General features: G+C 43.4%; 29 protein-coding genes. 9 read left to right on the top strand and 20 right to left on the bottom strand.

Translation table 11 applies throughout. The features are described from left to right. Positions 1-85 precede the first annotated feature (85 nt). From tsaD to IGI96_RS01585, 8 genes are all read right to left on the bottom strand, one after another. Positions 86-1,105, bottom strand: coding sequence for a tRNA (adenosine(37)-N6)-threonylcarbamoyltransferase complex transferase subunit TsaD (gene tsaD / locus IGI96_RS01550; protein ID WP_086338046.1), 1,020 nt, complete (start codon positions 1,103-1,105; stop codon positions 86-88). Further along, complete coding sequence (gene rimI / locus IGI96_RS01555; RefSeq protein WP_086338045.1) at positions 1,098-1,571, bottom strand: ribosomal protein S18-alanine N-acetyltransferase; 474 nt, start codon at positions 1,569-1,571, stop codon at positions 1,098-1,100. The genes tsaD and rimI (IGI96_RS01555) overlap by 8 nt, the downstream gene beginning before the upstream one ends. Continuing rightward, positions 1,564-2,106 carry a ribosomal protein S18-alanine N-acetyltransferase gene (gene rimI / locus IGI96_RS01560; protein ID WP_005237007.1) on the bottom strand — a complete coding sequence of 181 codons (543 nt, stop codon included), beginning with the start codon at positions 2,104-2,106 and terminating at the stop codon, positions 1,564-1,566. Before rimI (IGI96_RS01560) ends, rimI (IGI96_RS01555) begins: the two co-directional genes overlap by 8 nt. Then, entirely contained in the window at positions 2,090-2,815 is a 726-nt protein-coding gene (gene tsaB, locus IGI96_RS01565) for a tRNA (adenosine(37)-N6)-threonylcarbamoyltransferase complex dimerization subunit type 1 TsaB (protein WP_086292836.1), read from the bottom strand. The genes rimI (IGI96_RS01560) and tsaB overlap by 17 nt, the downstream gene beginning before the upstream one ends. Positions 2,816-3,078: 263 nt before the next feature. Then, complete coding sequence (locus IGI96_RS01570; RefSeq protein WP_005229404.1) at positions 3,079-4,059, bottom strand: LacI family DNA-binding transcriptional regulator; 981 nt, start codon at positions 4,057-4,059, stop codon at positions 3,079-3,081. Positions 4,060-4,091: 32 nt separating this feature from the next. Next, on the bottom strand, positions 4,092-5,579 hold the full coding sequence (galT, locus tag IGI96_RS01575; protein WP_086338044.1) for a UDP-glucose--hexose-1-phosphate uridylyltransferase: 1,488 nt from the start codon (positions 5,577-5,579) through the stop codon (positions 4,092-4,094). A gap of 3 nt (positions 5,580-5,582) precedes the next feature. Continuing rightward, positions 5,583-6,581 (bottom strand): UDP-glucose 4-epimerase GalE, encoded by a 999-nt coding sequence (gene galE / locus IGI96_RS01580; protein WP_005229400.1) that lies wholly within the window; start codon positions 6,579-6,581, stop codon positions 5,583-5,585. A 41-nt stretch (positions 6,582-6,622) separates the two neighbouring features. Then, entirely contained in the window at positions 6,623-7,780 is a 1,158-nt protein-coding gene (locus tag IGI96_RS01585) for a galactokinase (RefSeq protein WP_010749309.1), read from the bottom strand. A 150-nt stretch (positions 7,781-7,930) separates the two neighbouring features. Between IGI96_RS01585 and IGI96_RS01590 the strand changes: the two genes are divergently transcribed. Further along, on the top strand, positions 7,931-8,098 hold the full coding sequence (locus IGI96_RS01590; RefSeq protein WP_017144401.1) for a DUF3042 family protein: 168 nt from the start codon (positions 7,931-7,933) through the stop codon (positions 8,096-8,098). 56 nt (positions 8,099-8,154) lie between these two features. Here the strand turns inward: IGI96_RS01590 and IGI96_RS01595 are convergent, their stop codons facing one another. The 9 genes from IGI96_RS01595 to IGI96_RS01635 form a co-directional block, all read right to left on the bottom strand. Next, a complete protein-coding gene (locus IGI96_RS01595) occupies positions 8,155-8,511 on the bottom strand; it encodes a DUF488 domain-containing protein (protein ID WP_086338043.1) in 357 nt (118 codons plus the stop codon). A 148-nt stretch (positions 8,512-8,659) separates the two neighbouring features. After that, positions 8,660-9,061, bottom strand: coding sequence for a rhodanese-like domain-containing protein (locus IGI96_RS01600; protein ID WP_005229396.1), 402 nt, complete (start codon positions 9,059-9,061; stop codon positions 8,660-8,662). Between the two features lie 83 nt (positions 9,062-9,144). Further along, entirely contained in the window at positions 9,145-10,116 is a 972-nt protein-coding gene (locus IGI96_RS01605) for an ROK family glucokinase (RefSeq protein ID WP_005229395.1), read from the bottom strand. Then, complete coding sequence (locus tag IGI96_RS01610; protein WP_005229394.1) at positions 10,116-10,325, bottom strand: YqgQ family protein; 210 nt, start codon at positions 10,323-10,325, stop codon at positions 10,116-10,118. Before IGI96_RS01610 ends, IGI96_RS01605 begins: the two co-directional genes overlap by 1 nt. A 30-nt stretch (positions 10,326-10,355) precedes the next feature. Then, positions 10,356-11,024 (bottom strand): rhomboid family intramembrane serine protease, encoded by a 669-nt coding sequence (locus IGI96_RS01615; RefSeq protein ID WP_005229393.1) that lies wholly within the window; start codon positions 11,022-11,024, stop codon positions 10,356-10,358. A 12-nt stretch (positions 11,025-11,036) separates the two neighbouring features. Beyond that, on the bottom strand, positions 11,037-11,576 hold the full coding sequence (locus tag IGI96_RS01620; RefSeq protein ID WP_010749307.1) for a 5-formyltetrahydrofolate cyclo-ligase: 540 nt from the start codon (positions 11,574-11,576) through the stop codon (positions 11,037-11,039). Between the two features lie 90 nt (positions 11,577-11,666). After that, positions 11,667-12,644, bottom strand: coding sequence for a FecCD family ABC transporter permease (locus IGI96_RS01625; RefSeq protein WP_074536665.1), 978 nt, complete (start codon positions 12,642-12,644; stop codon positions 11,667-11,669). After that, the gene (locus IGI96_RS01630; protein WP_086338042.1) at positions 12,644-13,624 is read right to left on the bottom strand and encodes a FecCD family ABC transporter permease; all 981 of its coding nucleotides are present in this window, start codon (positions 13,622-13,624) and stop codon (positions 12,644-12,646) included. Before IGI96_RS01630 ends, IGI96_RS01625 begins: the two co-directional genes overlap by 1 nt. Further along, positions 13,621-14,412, bottom strand: a complete 792-nt coding sequence (locus IGI96_RS01635; RefSeq protein WP_086338041.1) for an ABC transporter ATP-binding protein — start codon at positions 14,410-14,412, stop codon at positions 13,621-13,623. The genes IGI96_RS01630 and IGI96_RS01635 overlap by 4 nt, the downstream gene beginning before the upstream one ends. Before the next feature lie 202 nt (positions 14,413-14,614). Between IGI96_RS01635 and IGI96_RS01640 the strand changes: the two genes are divergently transcribed. Both IGI96_RS01640 and rpmG read left to right on the top strand, forming a co-directional pair. Then, complete coding sequence (locus tag IGI96_RS01640) at positions 14,615-15,574, top strand: ABC transporter substrate-binding protein (RefSeq protein WP_086338040.1); 960 nt, start codon at positions 14,615-14,617, stop codon at positions 15,572-15,574. A 137-nt stretch (positions 15,575-15,711) separates the two neighbouring features. After that, positions 15,712-15,861: a 50S ribosomal protein L33 gene (gene rpmG / locus IGI96_RS01645; RefSeq protein WP_005229384.1), complete on the top strand. Its 150-nt coding sequence runs from the start codon at positions 15,712-15,714 to the stop codon at positions 15,859-15,861. A gap of 6 nt (positions 15,862-15,867) precedes the next feature. Here the strand turns inward: rpmG and IGI96_RS01650 are convergent, their stop codons facing one another. Further along, complete coding sequence (locus IGI96_RS01650) at positions 15,868-16,164, bottom strand: hypothetical protein (protein ID WP_217809233.1); 297 nt, start codon at positions 16,162-16,164, stop codon at positions 15,868-15,870. Between the two features lie 32 nt (positions 16,165-16,196). Between IGI96_RS01650 and IGI96_RS01655 the strand changes: the two genes are divergently transcribed. The 6 genes from IGI96_RS01655 to IGI96_RS01680 all read left to right on the top strand — a co-directional run bounded on the left by IGI96_RS01655 (position 16,197) and on the right by IGI96_RS01680 (position 19,901). Then, on the top strand, positions 16,197-16,403 hold the full coding sequence (locus IGI96_RS01655) for a hypothetical protein (protein ID WP_172462577.1): 207 nt from the start codon (positions 16,197-16,199) through the stop codon (positions 16,401-16,403). Between the two features lie 246 nt (positions 16,404-16,649). Then, a complete protein-coding gene (locus IGI96_RS01660; protein WP_061053913.1) occupies positions 16,650-16,901 on the top strand; it encodes a hypothetical protein in 252 nt (83 codons plus the stop codon). A gap of 70 nt (positions 16,902-16,971) precedes the next feature. Further along, positions 16,972-17,382, top strand: a complete 411-nt coding sequence (fosX, locus tag IGI96_RS01665; protein WP_086338039.1) for a FosX/FosE/FosI family fosfomycin resistance hydrolase — start codon at positions 16,972-16,974, stop codon at positions 17,380-17,382. A gap of 64 nt (positions 17,383-17,446) precedes the next feature. Beyond that, the gene (locus tag IGI96_RS01670) at positions 17,447-17,833 is read left to right on the top strand and encodes a VOC family protein (RefSeq protein ID WP_086338038.1); all 387 of its coding nucleotides are present in this window, start codon (positions 17,447-17,449) and stop codon (positions 17,831-17,833) included. 254 nt (positions 17,834-18,087) lie between these two features. Then, positions 18,088-19,482, top strand: coding sequence for a Y-family DNA polymerase (locus tag IGI96_RS01675; RefSeq protein ID WP_074933091.1), 1,395 nt, complete (start codon positions 18,088-18,090; stop codon positions 19,480-19,482). 143 nt (positions 19,483-19,625) lie between these two features. Next, a complete protein-coding gene (locus tag IGI96_RS01680; RefSeq protein WP_005229370.1) occupies positions 19,626-19,901 on the top strand; it encodes a hypothetical protein in 276 nt (91 codons plus the stop codon). A gap of 34 nt (positions 19,902-19,935) precedes the next feature. Here IGI96_RS01680 and IGI96_RS01685 read toward each other — a convergent pair whose 3' ends face one another. Together IGI96_RS01685 and IGI96_RS01690 are read right to left on the bottom strand one after the other, a co-directional pair. After that, complete coding sequence (locus tag IGI96_RS01685; RefSeq protein WP_005229368.1) at positions 19,936-20,394, bottom strand: hypothetical protein; 459 nt, start codon at positions 20,392-20,394, stop codon at positions 19,936-19,938. 67 nt (positions 20,395-20,461) lie between these two features. Beyond that, positions 20,462-20,830, bottom strand: a complete 369-nt coding sequence (locus tag IGI96_RS01690; protein WP_086338037.1) for a thioesterase family protein — start codon at positions 20,828-20,830, stop codon at positions 20,462-20,464. Positions 20,831-20,837: the final 7 nt, after the last annotated feature.

Genomic DNA, 20,837 nt, shown 5'->3' on the forward strand with positions numbered 1-20,837 from the left:
ATGAAATAAAATACAACAAAATCTTCTATTTGCTCATAAAGAAACCAAAAAAAACACCTAAGAACGGATCTTAGGTGCAATCATCTTAAGAAATCGTATGGGCAAAGCTGACACTTGGATCAGCATTCAATGAAAGATCTGCTAAGCGTTGCTTTTTCAACGCAACATAGGCGTAGGCACCAATCATGGCCGCATTATCTCCGCAAAGACGCAACGGTGGAATCAACAATTCCACTTCCGGCAATTCCTGCATCGCTTTTTGTAAAGCGTCACGCAAGCCTTGATTCGCCGCGACTCCCCCAGCAACGATCAGCTGGTTTACAGGATAAGCTTGGCACGCCCGCAACGTTTTGTGAACCAAGACTTCGACAACGCTGGCTTGGAAACTAGCTGCTAGATTTTCTACTGACAAAGCTTCCTCTCTTTGCTGTGCATTATGCACAAAATTGATAAAGGAACTCTTTAAGCCGCTGAAACTAAAATCAAAATTATCTTCTTGTATCATTGCTCGAGGAAAGTGATACGTATCACTGCCTAGATGCGCAAGGCGATCAATTTCTTTCCCACTAGGATAAGGCAAACCTAGAACACGACCGACTTTGTCATAGGCTTCACCAGCGGCATCATCTCTCGTTTCACCGATGATCTCAAAAGAGCCATCTTCTGCCATATACACCAATTCGGTGTGGCCACCACTGACCAATAACGCCATTAAAGGAAAAACCAATGGCTTCACTAGGCGAGCTGCATAAATATGTCCTGCCATGTGATTGACCGGAATCAGCGGTAAGCTGTGGGCCCAGGCAAAAGCTTTTGCTGCAGACAGCCCAATCAACAGTGCCCCAACCAACCCTGGACCATAGGTAACAGCAACAGCTGACAACTCTTCAGGTTGGGTGTCGGCCTGTGTCAATGCTTCTTCGATACATAAAGTAATCTGTTCGACATGGTGACGACTAGCGACTTCTGGTACGACACCGCCGAAGCGCTGGTGGCTCTTGATCTGCGAAGCAACAATGTTACTTAAAATGGTGTCGCCGTTTTTAATCACTGCCACACTGGTTTCATCACAACTGCTTTCAATGGCTAAAATCAATTCATTCATTTGATTTTTGTCCGCCTACTTTCTTTTCCATAATCAACGCATCCTCTTCTGGATGACTGTAATATTTTTTTCTACGACCGATGACTGTATAGCCCATACGTAAATAAAGAGCTTGTGCTTGCAAATTCGACACACGCACTTCAAGATAGATGCGCCGACCATCGGTTTGTTCCACGAGCGATTCCATTTGCTTCAACAATTCTTTCGCCAAACCACGACCTTGATACGCTGGTAAAACCGCTACATTAAACAACTCTGCTTCATCCAGCACTTGCTGAAAACAGAGAAACCCAATTAGCTCTTGATTGGTTTTTCCATAACGGAACAAATAGCGACTGTTGCTGTTTTGCAAATCTTGTTGAAATTGCTGCACATTCCAAGGCGAGCCAAAGGGATAGCTCTGATCTGCCAATGACCAGAGCATTTGCGGTGTCGGGATCGTTTGCTCTGCTTGTTCGTTAGTCATTTAAAAATTTCACCATATCCAATGCGTCTTCATTGCCTTCGGTGTAGTACGCCGTTTTGATCGCCTGTGAAACAAACCCGAGGGTCCGATACAAACGTTGCGCATCACGATTGCCCAGGCGCACTTCTAATGTCAAACGGTCGCATTTGTTTTTCCGTGCATAACGTTCGATTTCTCCTAGCAAGAAAGAACCGATCCCTTTTCCTTGATAATCAGGAATGATCGCGATATTGGTGATATGGGCATCAGCGCCTAAAATCCGCACCCCGATAAACCCAATCATCCGCTCATTATGCAAGATGCCCAAATAAAGATGTTTGACCCGTGAATAAAGTTCTGACAAAAAGGCGCTCTTGGTCCAAGGCAGTTCCCCCGCATACACGAGACGCTCCACCTGCAGCAGCTCTTTAATGTCATCTCCGACTAATTCACGAACAACGTACGTTTCCCCTCGTATCTCTTTTTTACGCTCTGGGTATTGAATCTGACGGAAAAGGGCCAGCTTTCCCGTCATCGTTTTAAATTTTTTCAACATAGGCATCCACTCCCGGTTCATGCGAGGCTAACCATTTTTCTTCGGCTTCAACTAATTTTAAATAGTCTGGTACAAAATCATGGATCGAAGCGACCGGCGCTTCTTCTTTCGCAATAGCAGCTAAAACAACGCCATTGGGGTAACTCCATAACGATACTTGATTGATATGGGCTGTCGGCAGTTCCGCCTCGATCATGTCTTTAAATTTGATGGTATCGGCGCCGACAAATAGCACTTCTTGACCATCGACTGCTTTTAACTGGGTCAATAATTCAGACAGTGAGATATGCTGGTCTTTGATCCTTGTTTCTAAGGTCCCATTATGCCATTGGTAGGCACCTGCGTAGACATTTTGACGGCGAGCGTCAAACAACGGCACGATCACTTGCGATACGCCCACACAATTGGCAGCGACTGCTTTCAAACTAGAAACACCAATCAGCGGGATGTTCAATGTTTGCGCCAGCGTTTTTGCTGTTGTGACGCCGATTCGCAAACCTGTATACGAACCAGGACCTTTCGCAACAACGATTTGCTCCAGCTCTTTAGGTGCCATCCCCACTGCTTGCATCAATCCATCAATGGCAGGCATCAATGCTGTGCTGTGGTTTTTGATCGCCATCGTCTGGCTTTGTCCCAACACTTCTTGACCATCGACCACCGCAACCGCCAGTGTCTGGTTTGAGGTATCAATCGCTAATGTTTTCATCTATCTTCTCCCCATTCAAAAAACTCTCTCATATTCTACCATATTCTAATCAAATGCCCAACCAAGTCTCCAAAAAGATGCCTGCGTTTAGAAAAAAAGCAATAGGACAACAATACCCGAACCTTTGAAAAAAGCAAGCACGGCTGCAGCTGCAAACCGACGAGGCTGTTTAAAGGTTCGGGTAAGACGATAGTCATTTTTTGTTATTCCATTAAAACTCAGTTGACGTGTGTAAGGACATCCTTCGGTGATTCAACTGGTTGCTAGGAGGATTGGCGCGTGATCAGTTCCGTTGCGATCGTAACTTTGCGAGGAACGGGTGCTGCATTCGTAATGATATCCAGCAAGGTCGTCACTGCCAGCTCCCCCAACCATTCCGTATGAACTTTGATGGTTGACAGCGTCGGAAAGACGTACTTTGCAACACTGACATCGTTGAAGCCGATAATTGCGATCTCCTCAGGAATCTTGATGTTTTTTTCTTGCAAAGCACGCATAGCGCCAATCGCTAAGGCATCACTGGAAGCAAATAAAGCACTTGGCAACTCTTTGTTTTGCTGCAAATACTCTTTCATCGCCTCATAACCGCCCTCTACTGTAAACGGTGCGCTGAGGTGATATTGCGGGTGGTGCAGCTTCAACCGACGGAGCCGTTCCTCAAAAATTCGGCGCCGAGGGTCTTCGATTTCTTGGTGATGATCCTTGGTAAACTCAACGCCTGATAACAAGCCGATCCTTTGGTGGCCTTTTGCAATAAAGTCATCGATCACTAAATCCACCGCTTGTTGAAAGTCCACCACCAGAGAATTGACGCCCTGAGCCAATGCGTCAAAATCGACCATCAACAAATTGGCTTGGCTTTTTTTCAATTGTCGAATCTGGTGATCATCAAATTTCCCTAGTGCAATCGTTCCATCGACTGCGGTATCAGTCAATCCTTCGTAGGGTTCTTTCAGCAAACGAATCCCTAATTCTTCGGTTTTGTTTTCAATCCCGATACGGATCGCTAAATAGTAAAGATCTGCTAATTCTTCCTCGGTATCAAACCATTGGATCAAGCGCATACTACTGGTTTCTGGCTGACTCTTTTTTTTATGTTTTGTGTAATTGAGTGCTTCTGCGGCTTTAAAAATTTTCTCTTTGGTTTCAGAACTGACCGATAATTCTGAATCGTAATTCAGCACCCGTGATACAGTGGCTGGCGAGACGCCAGCCTGTTGTGCAATATCTTTGATCGTTGCCATCTTCCAGCCTCCTTTTTTTGCGGGGAACTTTTTTATAAAGTAGCTATAAAGCGAGCAAAGGCCGCTTGCCCTGTCTGGTCTCGCTTGAAGACGCCTGCATGCGTCAATACTTGTGTAAAGACTTCCCCTAATGCATTACGTAAAATCTGCGACACGTTTTCGGCATTGCATTCTGGGTGCTGGGCTTTGATCGCATCTGCCCAAGGAATATGGTATGCCGCGATTTGATTGGGCTGATCCAATAGATAAGCAGTCACTTCTTCTAGTTCCGGAGCTAAACGCGGCGGGAGAACTGCCAAGCCCATGACTTCAATCAATCCGATATTTTCTTTTTTGATATGCTGCACTTCTTGATGCGGATGAAAAATGCCGTCAGGATGTTCTTTGGAAACATTATTATCCCGCAAGACTAAGTCCATTTCAAACAGCTCTCCTTGCTTACGTGCGATCGGTGTCACCGTATGATGAGGCGTTCCATCTTCTGAAAAGGCATTGATCGAAACACTTGGATCTGAGTACTGTTGCCATTGGGCTAACACATATTGGCAAGCAGCGGCTAATTTTTGTTTGTTTTTCGCTTGTAGTCGTATCACCGACATTGGCCACTTCACGATCCCCGCAGCGACATCAGGAAAACCAGTTAAAGAAAAGCGTTGCTCGATCGGCGCTTTTGCCATGGCAAACGTGTGCCGTCCTCCTTGATAATGGTCATGAGACAAGATCGAACCCCCAACGATCGGCAGATCGGCATTGGACCCGACAAAATAATGCGGCATCACTTCAATGATCTGCAACAAGCGAGCGAAGGTTTGCAAATTGATTTTCATAGGACGATGGTCTAAAGAGAGAAAAATCGAATGCTCTTTGTAGTAGGCATAGGGCGAATATTGAAAGCCCCATGCTTCATTATCCAAATTCATACGGATGATCCGATGGTTGGTCCGCGCTGGATAATTGACTCGTCCTTGGTAGCCTTCATTTTCCAAACACAACATACATTTCGGATAATCTACAGAAGAAGCAGCAGCTCCTTCTTTCGCTATTTGCTTGGGATCTTTTTCAGGTTTTGATAAATTGATCGTGATCTCGATCTCCCCATATTCGGTATCAACTGGGAACACGATATTCTTTGCGATGGCCCGAGTCTTGATGTAATCATTTTGACGGCACAGCTCAAAGAAATAATCCGTCGCTTCTTTAGGATCATTGGCATAATGCTGCGCAAAAAAAGCATTGACTACTGAAGGCGGTGGCGTCAAAAAGTCCATCAACTGGGCTTCAAAGATTTCTCTTTCTGCGTGAGAATCGCCAATTTGCTGATTGCTTAAAGCGCATGCCACCAGCTCGTCCATCAAATCAATGGAGGACCGATCGACAGAACGAATTTCGCTGGGCTCAAAAACAGCTTCCCCGATCATGGCTAGTACTCGGTTTTGCAAATAAATACGATCCATTTCCATCCAGCCGCCAGCCTTGATTGCTAAAGTGACGAAATCGCTGATTGTTTGGCTGATCGTCATTGGTTATTCCTCCTGCCCTTGATACCCATTTGGATGGCTGACATGCCAATTCCAAGCAGTCTCGATGATTGCTTCGACGTCGGTATAGACTGGTTTCCAGCCTAAAACCTTTCGTGCTTTTTCACTCGATGCCACTAAGGTACTTGGATCACCGGCACGGCGAGGCGCCACTCTGGCTGGGATCTCTTTTTTCGTTACATTGCGAGCAGCTTCCACCATTTCTTTCACAGAGTACCCATGATTGCTGCCTAAATTGAAGACATTGCTCTCATTGCCTTTTTGTAAATATTCTAATGCCAACAGGTGAGCAGCGATCAGATCTTCGACATGGACATAATCGCGGACACAAGTACCATCTGGAGTATCGTAATCCTCCCCAAAAATCGCTACCTCTTTACGTTGTCCTAAAGCAGCTTGCAAGATGATCGGTACTAAGTGTGTTTCTGGATCATGGTCTTCACCAATCGAAGCATCCGACTTCGCGCCAGCCACATTGAAATAACGCAATGCGACATACTTCATTCCATAAGCTTCATCGCACCAACGCATCATTTTTTCCATGATCAACTTGCTTTCGCCATATGGATTTTTAGGATTTGTTGGGGTTTCTTCCGTGATTGGACTATGGTCAGGTTCCCCATAAGTTGCTGCTGTAGAGGAAAAGACGATATGTTTCACTTGATGTTCCTTCATCACTTCTAAGAGGACCTGCATCCCATACACATTATTGTTGAAATACTTCAATGGTTTTTCCACAGATTCTCCCACCAAAGAACTGGCAGCAAAGTGAATCACGCCATCGATCGTTTCTTTTTCAAATACCGATTGTAAAAATGCTTTGTCGCGAATATCTCCTTCATAAAAGGTTGCTGCTGGATGGATCGCTTGGCGATGTCCTGTCAGCAAATTGTCAACGACAACGACTTGTTTTCCTTGTTCGATCAATTGATCGACTGCATGAGAACCGATATAGCCGGCTCCTCCTAATACTAAAATCGCCATATTTTCAGCCTTCTTTCTTCATTCCTTCATCGTTTCTTATTCTACAGTTTTCGTGCACCATCATCAATACTTGCTTGATAAATGTCGGTTGCGTAGCCGATTTCTGCTAAATAGGCTGCTTTGACTGACGCTTCGAAATCAGCCCATTCACTTGCTTTGACCAATGCGATCCCGCAACCGCCAAAGCCCGCACCCGTCATCCGCGCACCTAGAACAGCAGGGTGCGCTTGAGCGGCTGCGACTAGTGTATCTAGTTCATGCCCTGTCACTTCATAATCATCTCGCAATGAAGCATGAGAGGCATTTAATAACTGGCCGAATTCTTCAAGATCACCAGCAGTCAAAGCAGCTTTTGCTTTCAATGTCCGTTGGTTTTCCGTCACCGCATGTTTCGCCCGTTTGATCAAGCGTGGATCATCGATCAATGCTGTATTTGCAAAAAAGGTTGCTTCGTCTAATGCGCCCAATGAATCAATGGCTAATGATTTTTGCAAACGAGCCAATGCTTCTTCACATTCTGCACGTCGTTCATTGTATTTAGAATCAGCCAATTCGCGTCGCTTATTGGTATTCATGATCGCTACGACATAATCGCCAAATGCCGCTGGTACGACTTCATAATTTAACGTGTTCGTATCTAAAAGCAATGCATGGTCTTTTTGACCCATTCCGATCGCAAATTGATCCATGATCCCTGAGTTAACGCCAATAAACTCATTTTCGACTTTTTTGCCAATTTTAACTAAGTCCAAGGTCGTCAGGGTTAAATCAAAGAGATCTTTTAGACAAACCCCCGTCAGCAATTCAATCGATGCCGAAGAAGAAAGACCTGCGCCATTCGGAATGTTGCCATAAAAAGCGATGTCAAAGCCTCGATCGATCACTTGCCCCGCTTCTTTTAGAAAACGAACGACTCCTTTCGGATAGTTTGTCCAATCATCTTCTTTTCGGTAATCCAGCTCATCTAACGAAAAGGAGATCACGCCTTTTTCTGGAAAGTTCTCTGAATAGAGTTGGATCAACTGGTCTTCACGTTTTCGCGCTACTGCATACGTCCCTAATGTGATCGCCGCCGGGAAAACATAACCGCCATTGTAATCCGTGTGTTCACCGATCAAGTTGATTCTCCCTGGTGCAAAATACATGCCTGTGCCTTCTGTTCCAAATTTATCAATAAATATCTGTTGCAATTGCTCCATTTCTCTCACTCCCACTTTCTTTTTAGTAAACTTATTGTAAAATATTTACTAAATTATTTCAAGCGTTTTCAATCCCAAAAGTGATTTTTTTTGATATTTTTTCCGTTTTCATTCATAATGAACATATAACTAAAGGCGAGGTGTTTAATGATGAAACGATTTCTTTCAGGATTTTTAGTAGGAACAGTCGCAACGGTTGCTGCAGCTGCAAGTGTTGTTATGACGGTCAAGAAACAAGTGATTGATCCAATTGATGAACAACAAGCGGATCATGATGAAAAACGGAAACGTGCGATGCGTAAAAGCGTTGCCCGTTAATCATTTGCTACAAAAGAGCCGTCAGCCTTCAATAGGCTGGCGGCTCTTTTAGGTAATCATTCTTCCTTCTCCAGTAAGTCCTGCAAAATCACGGCTTGATTTTGTTCTTCATTTTTCGCTCCGTATAGTAAGGTAACGGTCTCTTGTTCAGCAACCAACGCGTTTAACTGTGCCAGGGCAACTTTTGCGGGCGCTTTCTCTAATTCTTGTAGATAGCGGTCTTTAAACGCATCAAAACGTTCAGGATCATGCCCAAACCATTTGCGCAATTCAGTACTTGGTGCGACTGCTTTGATCCATAGATCGATCTGAGCTGTTTCCTTTTTCATCCCTCTAGGCCAGATGCGATCCACCAATACCCGATAGCCATCTGTCGTTTCCGCCGCTTCATAAATTCTTTTTCGCTTGATCAACGCACACTCTCCTTATTGATAGACCTAAGTTCAAATAAAGGCAAAAGCCCACAATGTAAATTGAACAATGACTTACTTGAAACACTCCGTTTGGTGTTTCGTCACTCATTCAAATTTGCTTGTGTTCTTTTGCCTTGAGTTCTCTGTTTTATAAACTATTTTTCTTTTTCGTCTTGCCGCTCCAGCCTTCATATCCTTCTTTTAGGATATAGACATTGGTAAAGCCTTCTTTACGTAATTTATTCGCTGCGCGAATACTCAACGATTTACGCGTGTCATATAAGTAAATCGGTTGATCTTTACGAAATGCGCTGAAGGAATTGGTTAAAACAGTAAAGGGAATATTACGCGCCCCTAAAATATGTCCACTGTCAAACTCATTTTTTTCCCGAACATCGATCACTTGGGCTTTCTTCATTCCTGCTTTGAATTCATCTTCTGAGATGATCGTTGCTGAACGGCGTCCCATGATTTGAAAATACGCCCAGTTCAAAGCGATTGCTAAGATGATTAATCCCAAAACCAAGTTTAGCCACATAATTGGTGTCATTTCTTCTATTCCTCTCTATTGTAACAATCATTCTTTTTTTGATTTATGCTGCTTGAATGTATCATTGCCTAGCAGCTTGGCATCTAAGCTTTTGCTGCAAATTGCAAAGCTAATGATGCTGCCCCGATCACACCGGCATCATTCCCAAGTTCTGCCAATTTGATTTCGGTACTTTCCGTTACCTGTGGGAAGGTAAACTGAGCAAAGTAGGCAGCAACCCGTTCACGTAAAAATTCACCGGCTGCTGATACGCCTCCACCTAAAACGATACTTGATGGATTTAATGTGTTTCCTAAATTTCCGCATGCCAACCCAAGGTAGAAGCACACTTTATCAACGACCATCAAGCCAAATGGATCGTTTGCTTGAGCCGCTTCAAAAATATCTTTACTTGAAACATCTTCCCCATTGTCCAGCTGCTGTTTCAATGCCGAATCGCCAGCATATTCTTCTGCCAACTGTCGAGCAACTCGCACAACACCCGTCGCACTAGAAACCGTTTCTAAACAACCACGTTTGCCGCAAGTACATTCAAACCCTTCAGGATCAACAGTGATATGACCGATTTCTCCAGCACAACCAGCAACCCCATGAAGCAATTGCCCTTCCATGATGATACCGCCGCCAACACCTGTACCTAGTGTGATAAAGATGACATCAGGATTGTTATCCCCTGCCCCTTTCCAGCGCTCACCTAAAGCTGCTACATTGGCATCGTTATCGATGGCAAAGGGGATTTTTGTGCCTTTTTCAATCAGTTCTTTGACTGGCTGAAGTGTTTTCCAGTTCAGATTGTAGGCACCGATGACGGTTCCTTTGTCACGATCGACACTTCCTGGTGTCCCCATACCAATACCGATAAATGCTTCTGGCTGTAAGCCATATAATTCTAGGCGATGATTGATCGATGCCACGATTTCTGGCACAATATGTGAGCCTTCATCAAGAATATTGGTGTCAATACTCCATTTTTGCTGAATCTCGCCTTCGCTCGTTAAAATAGCGAATTTCACCGTTGTTCCGCCTAAATCAATTCCGATGATTTTTTTGTCCATCACTTGTTTTCCTCCCGGCTTTCTTCAATTCGATGCTCCCGCGTAAGAATTCGCCGGGCAGTCAGATATACATCCCGATCTATCAAGCGACTGTCATAAAAGTTTTTCAGCTCGATTTGCATCAGTTCTATATCGTAGATCCGCTTGCCGACATATACGTAAACACCAAATTGTTTCAGTAATTGTTGTACGTCATATAACGTTTCCATTTAACCACTTCCTGCTTATTATACAAGTAATTAATATTTTTTAAAACCATATATCACAAAAATAGCCAATAAGAAAACAAAGAGTACGCCAGAGAGGATTCTGGTGTGTATCGAATATTTTCCATAGTTCTTTGGCAATGCCAAAAGATTCCCTAACAATAACCCACCGAGGATCCCCCCAATGTGTCCCCACATATCGATCGTTTGATCAAACACCCCAAAAACCAGGTTCAATCCAACGAATAGGGCAAATTGCCGTACCATTGCTTGGATGCGGTAATCATTTCTAAAATGCCAACCTAAAATCAAAAATGCCCCGAAAAGTCCGAATAAAGAAGTACTAGCGCCTGCTGATTGAACCCCTATTTGGTTGAAGGCAAAACTCATGGTATTGCCCATGATGCCGCTTAGCAAATATAAGGCAAAAAAACGGCTATGACCATAGATGGCTTCTACTTGCTGCCCCATATAATACAGAATCACAGAATTGATCGCAAAATGAGCCAAACCGAAATGTAGAAAGATCGGGGTAACGAAACGCCAATATTCATTTAAATAAACGACAAACGGACCAAACATCACCCCGCCTGATTGAATAGAGGGACTAAAATAACCTAAGATAAACACAATTGTTTGGATAGCTAAAAACAGATACGTGAAGACCGGCTGATTCAGCCATCTTTTCATTTGAGAATTCATTGACGTGCTCCTTTACGTGCGAATAAGAGAATCCGTATAGATTTTATCGATTGGGATGTCGAATACATCTGGTGTCCATTGATCGTTGAATTGCTCTCCGAAGACCAAAGAAACGGTCTTGCCATCGAAAGCTGACAAGAAACGATCATAATAGCCACCGCCAAAGCCGATGCGATAGCCGTTTTTAGAAAACGCCAAACCGGGAACAATCAGCAAATCCAAGTGATGGGCTTCTTGCTCACTGATCGGCTCTTCAACTCCAAATGCCGACGCTTCATAACGTGTTGTCGGCTCCACATGATAAAACTGCAATTTTTTCTGTTGTGCTTTCGGCACTGCGATTCGTTTGTTTTGTTCAAATCCTTTAGCAAAAATAGCCGCTGTATCAAATTCAAATGGCAACGAACGGATCACACCTACTGACTCAGCTGTTTGCCAAATCTGAGAAGAAAACAGCAACTGCAAAATCAGCGTTTCTTTCTGCTGCTTTTGTTTGATTGGCATTTGTTTTAATGTTTGGATCATGTGCTCTCTAATGACTGGTTTTTCCATTGGATCACTCCTCTCAGAAATAGTACCAAAAACTGTGTCCAAATAGCAAACTAGAATCGCAGATTTCTTGACAAGATCATGACTAGTTGCTCATCCTTCTTTACGTCGGATCAGCAAAAAGACAAAGTACGGTGCCCCCACGATAGAAATGATGATACCAGCTGGGATCTCGCCGCTTGTCAATAGCAAACGACCGATCGTATCACTGACTAAGACTAGCAGACTGCCGATCATTCCCGCTAAGAAAAAGGCACTGCGAGATTCTCTGCCGATGAGTCCCTTAGCGATATGAGGCGCCAATAAGCCCACAAAGGCTAAATTACCAGTATAGCCAACCGTACTGGCAGCCAAACCAACCGCGATCACTAAAAACCACGTCCGCAAACGGGTCAAAGAAACCCCTAAGCTAATTGCCTGCTCCTCGCCAAAGCCAAGTAAGTTAAGCCTTGGTACGGTCCAGAAAGCTGCGGCAGACAATACGATGACCCAAGGAAGCAGACTGGTGATTTGCTGCCAAGAAGTTCCCCAAATCGAACCAGAAAGCCACGCTGTTACAAAGCGATAGCGGTCTTTTGATAATTCCACCGTAAAGAGTAAGGTAGCCGCCGCCAGCCCTGCATTGACGGCGATTCCCGCCAGCAGTACTCGCTCCATCGATAACAATTGGCGGTGCTTATAGGCAATCAAATAGACCAGTACAGCAGCTAATAAACCACCGATGATCCCAACGACAGGCAAAAGCTGCGATCCTTGGGTATAAAAACCTAAGTAGATCATCACAAAGAGCCCTGCCCCATTGTTGATTCCTACGATACTTGCATCAGCCAACTCATTTCTCGTTACTCCTTGCAAGACAAACCCAGAAAAACCAAAGGCACCACCAGCGATCAGCGCTAGACAAGCCCGTGGTAGTCGAAACTCAGTAAAAGTCAGTACTTGGCTCGAAGATGCCGTTCCTTGAAAGATTTCCCCTAATGCCTGAAAGGATAAAATTGTTTTTCCCACCATGACACTTCCTAAAAAAGCGACCATCAGCAGTAGGAAAAAAACAGAGAGTGTTTTTTTCATCAGCCTTCCCTCCGTATCTTGATCAATAGAAAAGGCACACCAATCAATGCCATCAGTATCCCAAAGGGTGTCTCAAAGGGCGGATTGATCAGGCGGCCAGCCAGATCAGCGGCCATCACCAGTGTTCCCCCTCCAAGAATCGTCAAAGGCAAAATCAGTTGATAGTTTTTGCCCACCATTCCCCGCACGACATGAGGAACCATTAAGCCGACAAAACTGACCGGTCCAACAAGCGAAACCGCCATTCCCGCCAAAACTACGACTAACAGTAAGGCAGATGCCCGAATCAGATGCGGGTGCTTGCCTAATGAAATGACGGTGTCATCTCCTAGCGCTAACAGATTCAACGCTTTTCCTAGACGTAGCACAAAAACGATGGCAATCAGATAGATGGGGCCCACAAAACGCAGTTGCTGCCAAGTCACATTTGCGGCACCACCGATAAACCAAAAGGCTAGCTCTTGATTTAAATCAAATTGCAGTGACAGGGTCTGACTGATAGCTGAGAAAAAAGAACTTAGTGCCACACCAGCCAAAATCAAACCTGTAGGTGACATACCCAATTTGGCATAGCGAGTCAGTAAAAAAAGCAGCGCAGTTGCCGCAAAGGCACCAAAAAACGAAAATAGCGCCGCTTGACTCGGTTGAATACTAGGAAATAGGATAAATGCGATCGCTAATCCCATCGCAGCCCCACTGTTGACACCTAAAAGACCGCCATCTGCCAGAGCGTTTTTCGTAATTCCCTGCATGATAGCTCCCGTAACAGCAAAACAACTTCCTACTAGAAAAGCAGCCAACACACGGGGCAATCGAATATTGCGCAAGACTTGATGCAGCTGATTCTCATAATCAAAAGCAAAGATAGCATCCCAGATCGTTTCAAAGGAAAGGTCTGCAGCGCCTTGGGTGATCGCCAAAAAGAAACAGATAATAAAGCAGCCGCTAAAAAGCAGCAGCAACCAAGAAAACTTTTTCATGCTTGGGCTCCTAACTCATAGGTCAAGACCAATGGCTTTGTGCTATGAGGAAAGGTACCTAACATGGCGTCGATCTCAAACAAACGCTGCAGCCACTCTTTGGTCAGCACTGTTTCTGGTGTACCAGAGACCAACAGTTCTCCACCTTTTAATGCATAAATATAATCAGAAAAACGCGAGGCATGATTCAGGTCATGAATCGACATAATGATCGTTTTTCCGTAGGTTTTATTGATTTGCTGTAATAAGAGCAAAATTTCTAATTGATGCGCTGGATCTAAAAAGGTCGTTGGTTCATCTAAAATCACGATATCCGTATCTTGCGCAAGTGCCATGGCGATCCAAACGCGCTGTTTTTGTCCCCCTGACAGCGTGCTGATCGTTTCATCTGCTAGTGCTGTCAAACCCGTTGCCTGCAAGGACCAGTCGATCGCCGCAAGATCTTGTTCCGATAAACTATTTAGTCCTTTTTGATAGGGAAAACGACCATAAGAAACAATTTCGCGAATCGTCAAGCCAATCGATGAATCGCTAACTTGTGAGAGCAGCGCAATCTTTTTCGCTACTTCTTTGGTTTTGATGTTTTGCAGGTTTTGTGCATCTAAAAGGACCTCACCAGACAATGGCTGTAAAATTCGGGCAAGTGCCTTTAAAAACGTCGATTTCCCACTGCCGTTCGGACCAATCAAGCCGATGATTTTCCCTTCTGGCATCTCAATTGTTAGATTTTGCACAATTTTTTGTTTTTGATAGCCGACACTCAAGTCAACTGTTCGTAATTTCGCCATATTCGTCCCCAAAATAAATGATTGATAATGCTTATCAATTATGAATGTAATCCTACTATTCGTCAATAGTTCTAAAAAAAGGAAATAAAAAAATAAGATTGACAAAGGAGCGTTTCTTCGTGATAATAGCTATCAGCAAATGAGAACTATTCTCAATTAAAATAATAAGTGCTCAACATGTAACAAAGGAGGAAGTGTTTCTATGAAACAATGGTCAAAAAGAAGTACTTGGCTTACCCTGCTAGCTGCCTGCTCCCTTACCCTACTGGGTGCTTGCAGCACGAATAATGACTCAACGGATAGCAGTGGATCGGCCACTACTTCTTCAGAAATAGCAACAACCTTTACCGATGCGATGGGAAATGAAGTCACTGTTCCCGAAAACCCACAGCGGGTGATTGGTAGTTATTTGGAAGATTATTTAGTCTCTTTAGGGGTAACACCGGTTGCTCAATGGACCGTCGGCAATGACAGTGATCAAGCATACTTGCAAGACAAACTGGCGGAGGTTCCAAGGATCAACTACGATCTGCCCTTTGAAGATGTCTTGAGCTTTGAGCCAGACCTGCTGCTGATGGATAGCAATTCCATGGTGGAAGGCGACAAATATGATCAATACAGTAAAATCGTGCCGACCTATGTGGTCACAAATGGCGAAGACGTGACCTGGCGGGAACGTCTGACAGATATCGCAAAGGTGTTACACAAAGAAGAGCAAGCTGCCCAGGTAGAAGCTGATTATGATGACTTAGTCGCTGCTACCAAGGAAACGTACGCTGATCAAATCCAAGGCAAGTCGATCGCTGTATTATGGGTGGTCAATAATTCTGTCTTCATGGTTTCAGAAACAAAATCAAGCGGTCAGCTGCTGTATCACGAACTCGGGTTTGAAGTTCCCGCACTGGTTTCGGAAATCAGTGAAAGTGCCACTGCTGATTGGTCTGCCGTTTCTCTGGAAAAATTAGCAGAATTGGATGCCGATTACCTGATTTTAGTGAATAGTGATAAAGGCGCTGATTTTTTCAGTGAACAAGTCTGGCAAAATCTTGATGCAGTCAAAAACAATCATTTATGGGAATTCGGCCCTGAATCAAGCTGGCTCTACAACGGTCCGATCGCCTACACCAAAATGATCGAAGATATCCAGAGCAAATTGGACTAATGCGTTTCAAGAAATTCGTCAAGTAAAACTACTTAACAAATTTCAGGAAAAAGCTAGCATTCCCTCACGAAACATGCTATTATATTTTAGTCTGAGAGATTTCTTAGAGGATTCTTGTATCGTTAGGGGGGAAAATCATGCGCGTAAACATCACATTAGAGTGCACTTCTTGTAAAGAACGCAACTACTTATCAAACAAAAACAAACGTAACAATCCTGATCGTTTGGAAAAGAAAAAATATTGCCCACGTGAAAGAAAAGTTACTTTACACCGCGAAACAAAATAATGCTATTTAAGAAGTTCGCAAACGCTGATAACCAAGGCGTTTGCGAACTTCTTTTTTTGTAAAAACTAGCTTTGAGGTGATGGTTTTGAATGGAACTCCCCTTCTATTAGCCCTTGTTCTTTCAAACTTAGATAGTAATTGCATCGTCTCCTTGATTGCTCTTTGTTTTAGCTGCTTCTTGACTTCTCTTCTTTGGACTTTTAAGCCAATTCTTTGTAAAGTCACAAAAATAAATTTTAATGTATAGAAAAAAGGAGAAATTAAATGTTTAACAAAGAAGGAAAAGAGTTTCGTTGCAACCATTGCAAAAAAGTGATCGACACAGGGGAAGTCGTTTGGACAAAATGGCCGTTTCCGCCGAAAGCTTCTGCTTACCAACTAAAACCCAGAAAAGAATTAGCACTGATAAACGCGCCGATCCTTTGCCTAAATTGCTCAGAAAAGCTTCTCCTGGAACACCTCGAGTAACTATTCTTTTCATCGTTTTATTGTCTCTCTTTGTCCATCATAAAAAAGAGCAGGCAGTAGCCAAATTCACTTAGTGAATGTATTGCTGCTTTTTTGAATAAGCATCAGGAGAACGCATGAGCAGCAACAAAGATTTCAGGGGCGATTAAGCGGCAGCTTTATTTTCCGAAATTTTTTGCAGTATCTCTCCCGCGATTATGCGCGAGATGATTTTGGCAATAACCATAATATGAAGCCGCTCTCTCCCGTTGCCACCTTTTCTGTATACTTTGATCTCCGATCGACCCTTTCATGCTATACTGCCTATAGGAGGTGAACCCATGCTTGGTAATTTTGCGTATCTACCTAGTAACTATCGTCTGTTTTATGGCGCTTTTCTTTTTGCACTTATTGGAAATATGCTTTTCATTTTCATCAAACACCCTGCTTGGACCTTTAGCCTACCGACGGTGATTGTCCTCTTCTTAATAAATGTCTTCTTTTGGACAAAATACAAGAAGAAACTTATTCCTTGCGCAACAGATGCACTGTTTTATGTTCTGCTCTTCCTCTTGGTATTTCACAATCACTAACATAATGCTTCTTTTGATACTGATTGTTTCTCTTTCCCCTATTTCGTCATAGCAAAGGAGTGTTGATGCGATGGAGATTTCCCATATCACGTTGATCGTACAGAATTTAGCAAAGACGACAACGATGCTGGAAACATTGTTTGATGCAGAGGAAGTTTATGATAGTCAAGATCAGGCCCATTCTTACTTCCCAGAAAAATTCTTTTTGATCGATGGCTTATGGCTTGCTGTCATGGAGGATGCCTCCCAGAAGCTGCCGAAAACGTATAACCATATTGCCTTTAAAATCGATCAAGCTCGAATCGATTCCTTGATTACGCGCATCCAAGGACTAGGATTGAAGATCGAAAAAGATCGTTCCCGCAGCAAAGGCGAAGGTGCTTCTATTTATTTTTATGACGATGACAACCATTTATTTGAATTGCATACTGGTACGTTGGCTGAACGGTTGCACCATTACCGTCTGACAAAAACGAGGTGATCTTCATTGCTAGCAACTGCATTGACTGTTATGTAAAGAACGCCCACATGAAAGGAAGAAAACAATGAAACTAGATATGGTCGGTATTATCACAAAAAACATGGAACAGGCACTGGCTTTTTATCAAGTACTTGGCTTCACGCCATTAGGTCAGCACTCAGAAGATTATATGGAATTAGCAAACGACGGGGTTCGCATCTCCTTGAATAGCCGCCAGATGGTTGCTGGGATCTACGGACATGCACCAATGACTGTGGGTGATACGATTGAATTAGCCTTTTTATGTGATTCTCCTGAAGAAGTTGATGCCCTTCATGCAAAAGTCGTTGCTGCCGGGTATCAGTCTTTCAAAGAACCTTGGTCTGCCTTTTGGGGGCAACGCTATGCCATTGTCAAAGATATAGACGGCAATCTCTTAAGTTTGTTTGCAACCCTACCTGCCGAAAATTGATTTAAGCTACGACAGTCGGTCCAATGGAGCGGCTGTTTTTTTATCCGTTTTTCGGGTAAAAAGACAAAACCCCGTATTTATGTCCAATCGAATTCTGATAGTCTGAAATGAATGTATTCCTTATAAACCAATGTTTCCCATCATTATAAAACAAAAATAATCTCTCTATAAAAAAACAAATCCCCCTCATCCACTCCTGTTCGCTTGACAAAAAAGAACAAACGTTCGTATAATCTCGGTAAGGAGTGATAAAAATGGGTGGTTTTAATTATGCGCTCGAGCCAAAACGCGATATCTTATTTATCGATGTCAAAAGTTTTTATGCTTCTGTCGAATGCATCTCTCGCGGGTTAGATCCTATCCAAGCGATGCTGGTCGTCATGTCACATTCTGACAATACTGGTAACGGCTTAGTCTTAGCAGCTTCCCCAAAGGCAAAATCGGTATTGGGGATTTCAAATGTGACTCGCAATGACAACCTGCCGACACATCCCGATTTGTACAAAGCATCGCCGCGTATGAGTTTTTATATCAAAGAAAACACCAAAGTCAATAATGTCTTTCGCAAATATGTTGGACAAGACGACTTGCTGCTCTATTCGATCGACGAAACGATGATGGATCTGACCCGTACATTGGATCTTTTCATTCCCGATAAAACGATCTCTCGCGAAGAAAAACGTTGGTTGATTGCCCAGCAAATTCAAAAAGACATTTACGAAACAACGAAATTGTATGTCACCATCGGCATTGGCGACAATCCATTGTTAGCAAAACTAGCTTTAGATAACGAATCCAAACACAATCGTTCCTTGATCGCTGAATGGACCTATGACGATGTACCGACAAAAGTTTGGCAGATCGCCCCTATGACAGAGTTCTGGGGGATCGGTCGGCGTACAGAAAAACGACTTCACATGATGGGGATTGAAACGATCGAGCAATTGGCTCACGCCAGTCCTGATCTTTTACGCAGTCGCATGGGGATCATTGGCGAGCAGCTCTATCATCACGCCCATGGCATTGATCGCACGATTTTATCTGAACCGACACCACAAGTGATGGAAAAAAGCTACGGCAATAGCCAAGTCCTACATCGCAATTATTATTTACAAGAAGAAATCGAAATCGTCATCAAGGAAATGGCGGAGCAAGTTGCCGCTCGGATTCGCCGTCATCATTGTCAGACCGCTTGTATCAATGTTTACATCGGCGTAGCCTTTGGTGAAACTGCCTCTGGTTTTTCCCGACAAATGAAGATTCCGCCAACTGACAATACCCGCAAACTTGTCGCTCATTGCCTGTTTCTCTTTCGAAAATTTTATACGGGGCAAGTCGTTCGCCACATTGGTATTACCTATTCAAAATTGGTTTATACAGAAAATGTCCAGTTGGATCTTTTTGAGCAAGCAGAAACGCAGTTGCGCCAGCGTAAATTAGATTTGATCATCGATAAGATTCGTGAGAAATATGGCTTCACTTCGATCGTTCATGCCACAAGCCGAATGGAAGGCGCTCGCGCCATTGCTCGCAGCAAATTAGTCGGCGGACATGCCGGTGGTCTAGATGGGATCGCTAATATAGGACCCGTCCATCAGCAAAAGGAAAAAGAACCGTTTGCTGATGGTTCGAAAAATACTGGCACTTGATTCGTTTTTCTTTCCTTTTTGCTGACAAATCTTAAGATAACATTAACAAACGGTCCATTTTTTAAAGATTTATGTAATTTCGATTCGCCCACCTCCCCCTTTGTTCTTTTCTAAGGTACTTTAATAGCAAGGAGTGTGAGCAGATGAAAATTGACAAAATCGAATACAAACGAGTCATCAACGGTGCGGGACACCTTGAGTACGATTTGCTGCAATATTTAGAAAAGAATCGGGCGACTGCTGCACAAAACCTGAAACAGTCTGAGATCGATTACCTTTTAGAAAAAGATATTCAGCATCGTATCATCCAACATGCGCGTAAGAGTTTCTTTGGCGATACGATCGTTTTAAAAGATGAATATGCCGAAGATTATCTTTTATTAAAAAAGTATACGGATATGTTCCAAGAATCATTCTAAAAAAAACGCAGAACCAGCTGGTTCTGCGTTTTTCTTATTCTTCGAAATGTTCTTTATAAACATCATCGACTGTCTGGTTCGGGTCGATCACGATATAAAGGCTCTTCGTTTTCTCACTGATTTTTGTTGATTGGTATACGTTATCCAATCCTTCCGTATCTTTGTCCTTATATGGGAAATACACAAGATCCGGTGTACCGTTACGGTAAAGAATTTCCATCCGTTCGATATCTTCATATTTCAACGCACGGGCAAACATCCCTAATTCAAGCCCACCTAAGTTGATGTCATGCGTTGCCACATGATCGCCTTCTTGGAAGATTTCAATTTTGAACCCAGCACATGGATGAATCTCAACAAATTCGCTTCCGTGGATGCGGCCAAAACTGGTCGTGATTTGTTTGATCCACAAGTCACCGATGTAACGGCGCTCAATCGTCCATGTTTCTCCATTACGGAAATAAAATTTTAAAGCTTTCATTTCTCTAGCCATGACAAAACGCTCCTTTTTATTAGTAATACACTTTAATTCTAACACATAGTCGCCATCGGGACACAAATTAACTTTGTTTTTCGTTGACTTTTTTCATGAACCGAGAGATTTCCACTGCTGCTCGTTGATGCGTCCCATTGGCAATGATCTGTTGTTTCGCGTCTATTACCTGATAATGAAATTGGAGCCCCTGTTCTTTTTCCCACTGCACAAGAACTGTGATTGTCGCTCCAACTGGTGAAGGCTTCAAATGATTGATCGAAAACTTTGTACCGACGGTAGTAAACCCTTTATCTAAAGTAGGCTCAAGGGCTTCCCAACAGGTGTTTTCCACCATTGCTACCAATCGTGGGGTTGCTAAAACGTCTAATTCCCCAGAACCCAAAACAGCCGCAGTGTCTTGCTGTCCCACGATAAATTCTTTTTTGCTTTCCATTTTTCAG

This window comes from Enterococcus sp. DIV0421, assembly GCF_051713745.1.
GTDB classification, from domain to species: domain Bacteria; phylum Bacillota; class Bacilli; order Lactobacillales; family Enterococcaceae; genus Enterococcus_D; species Enterococcus_D casseliflavus.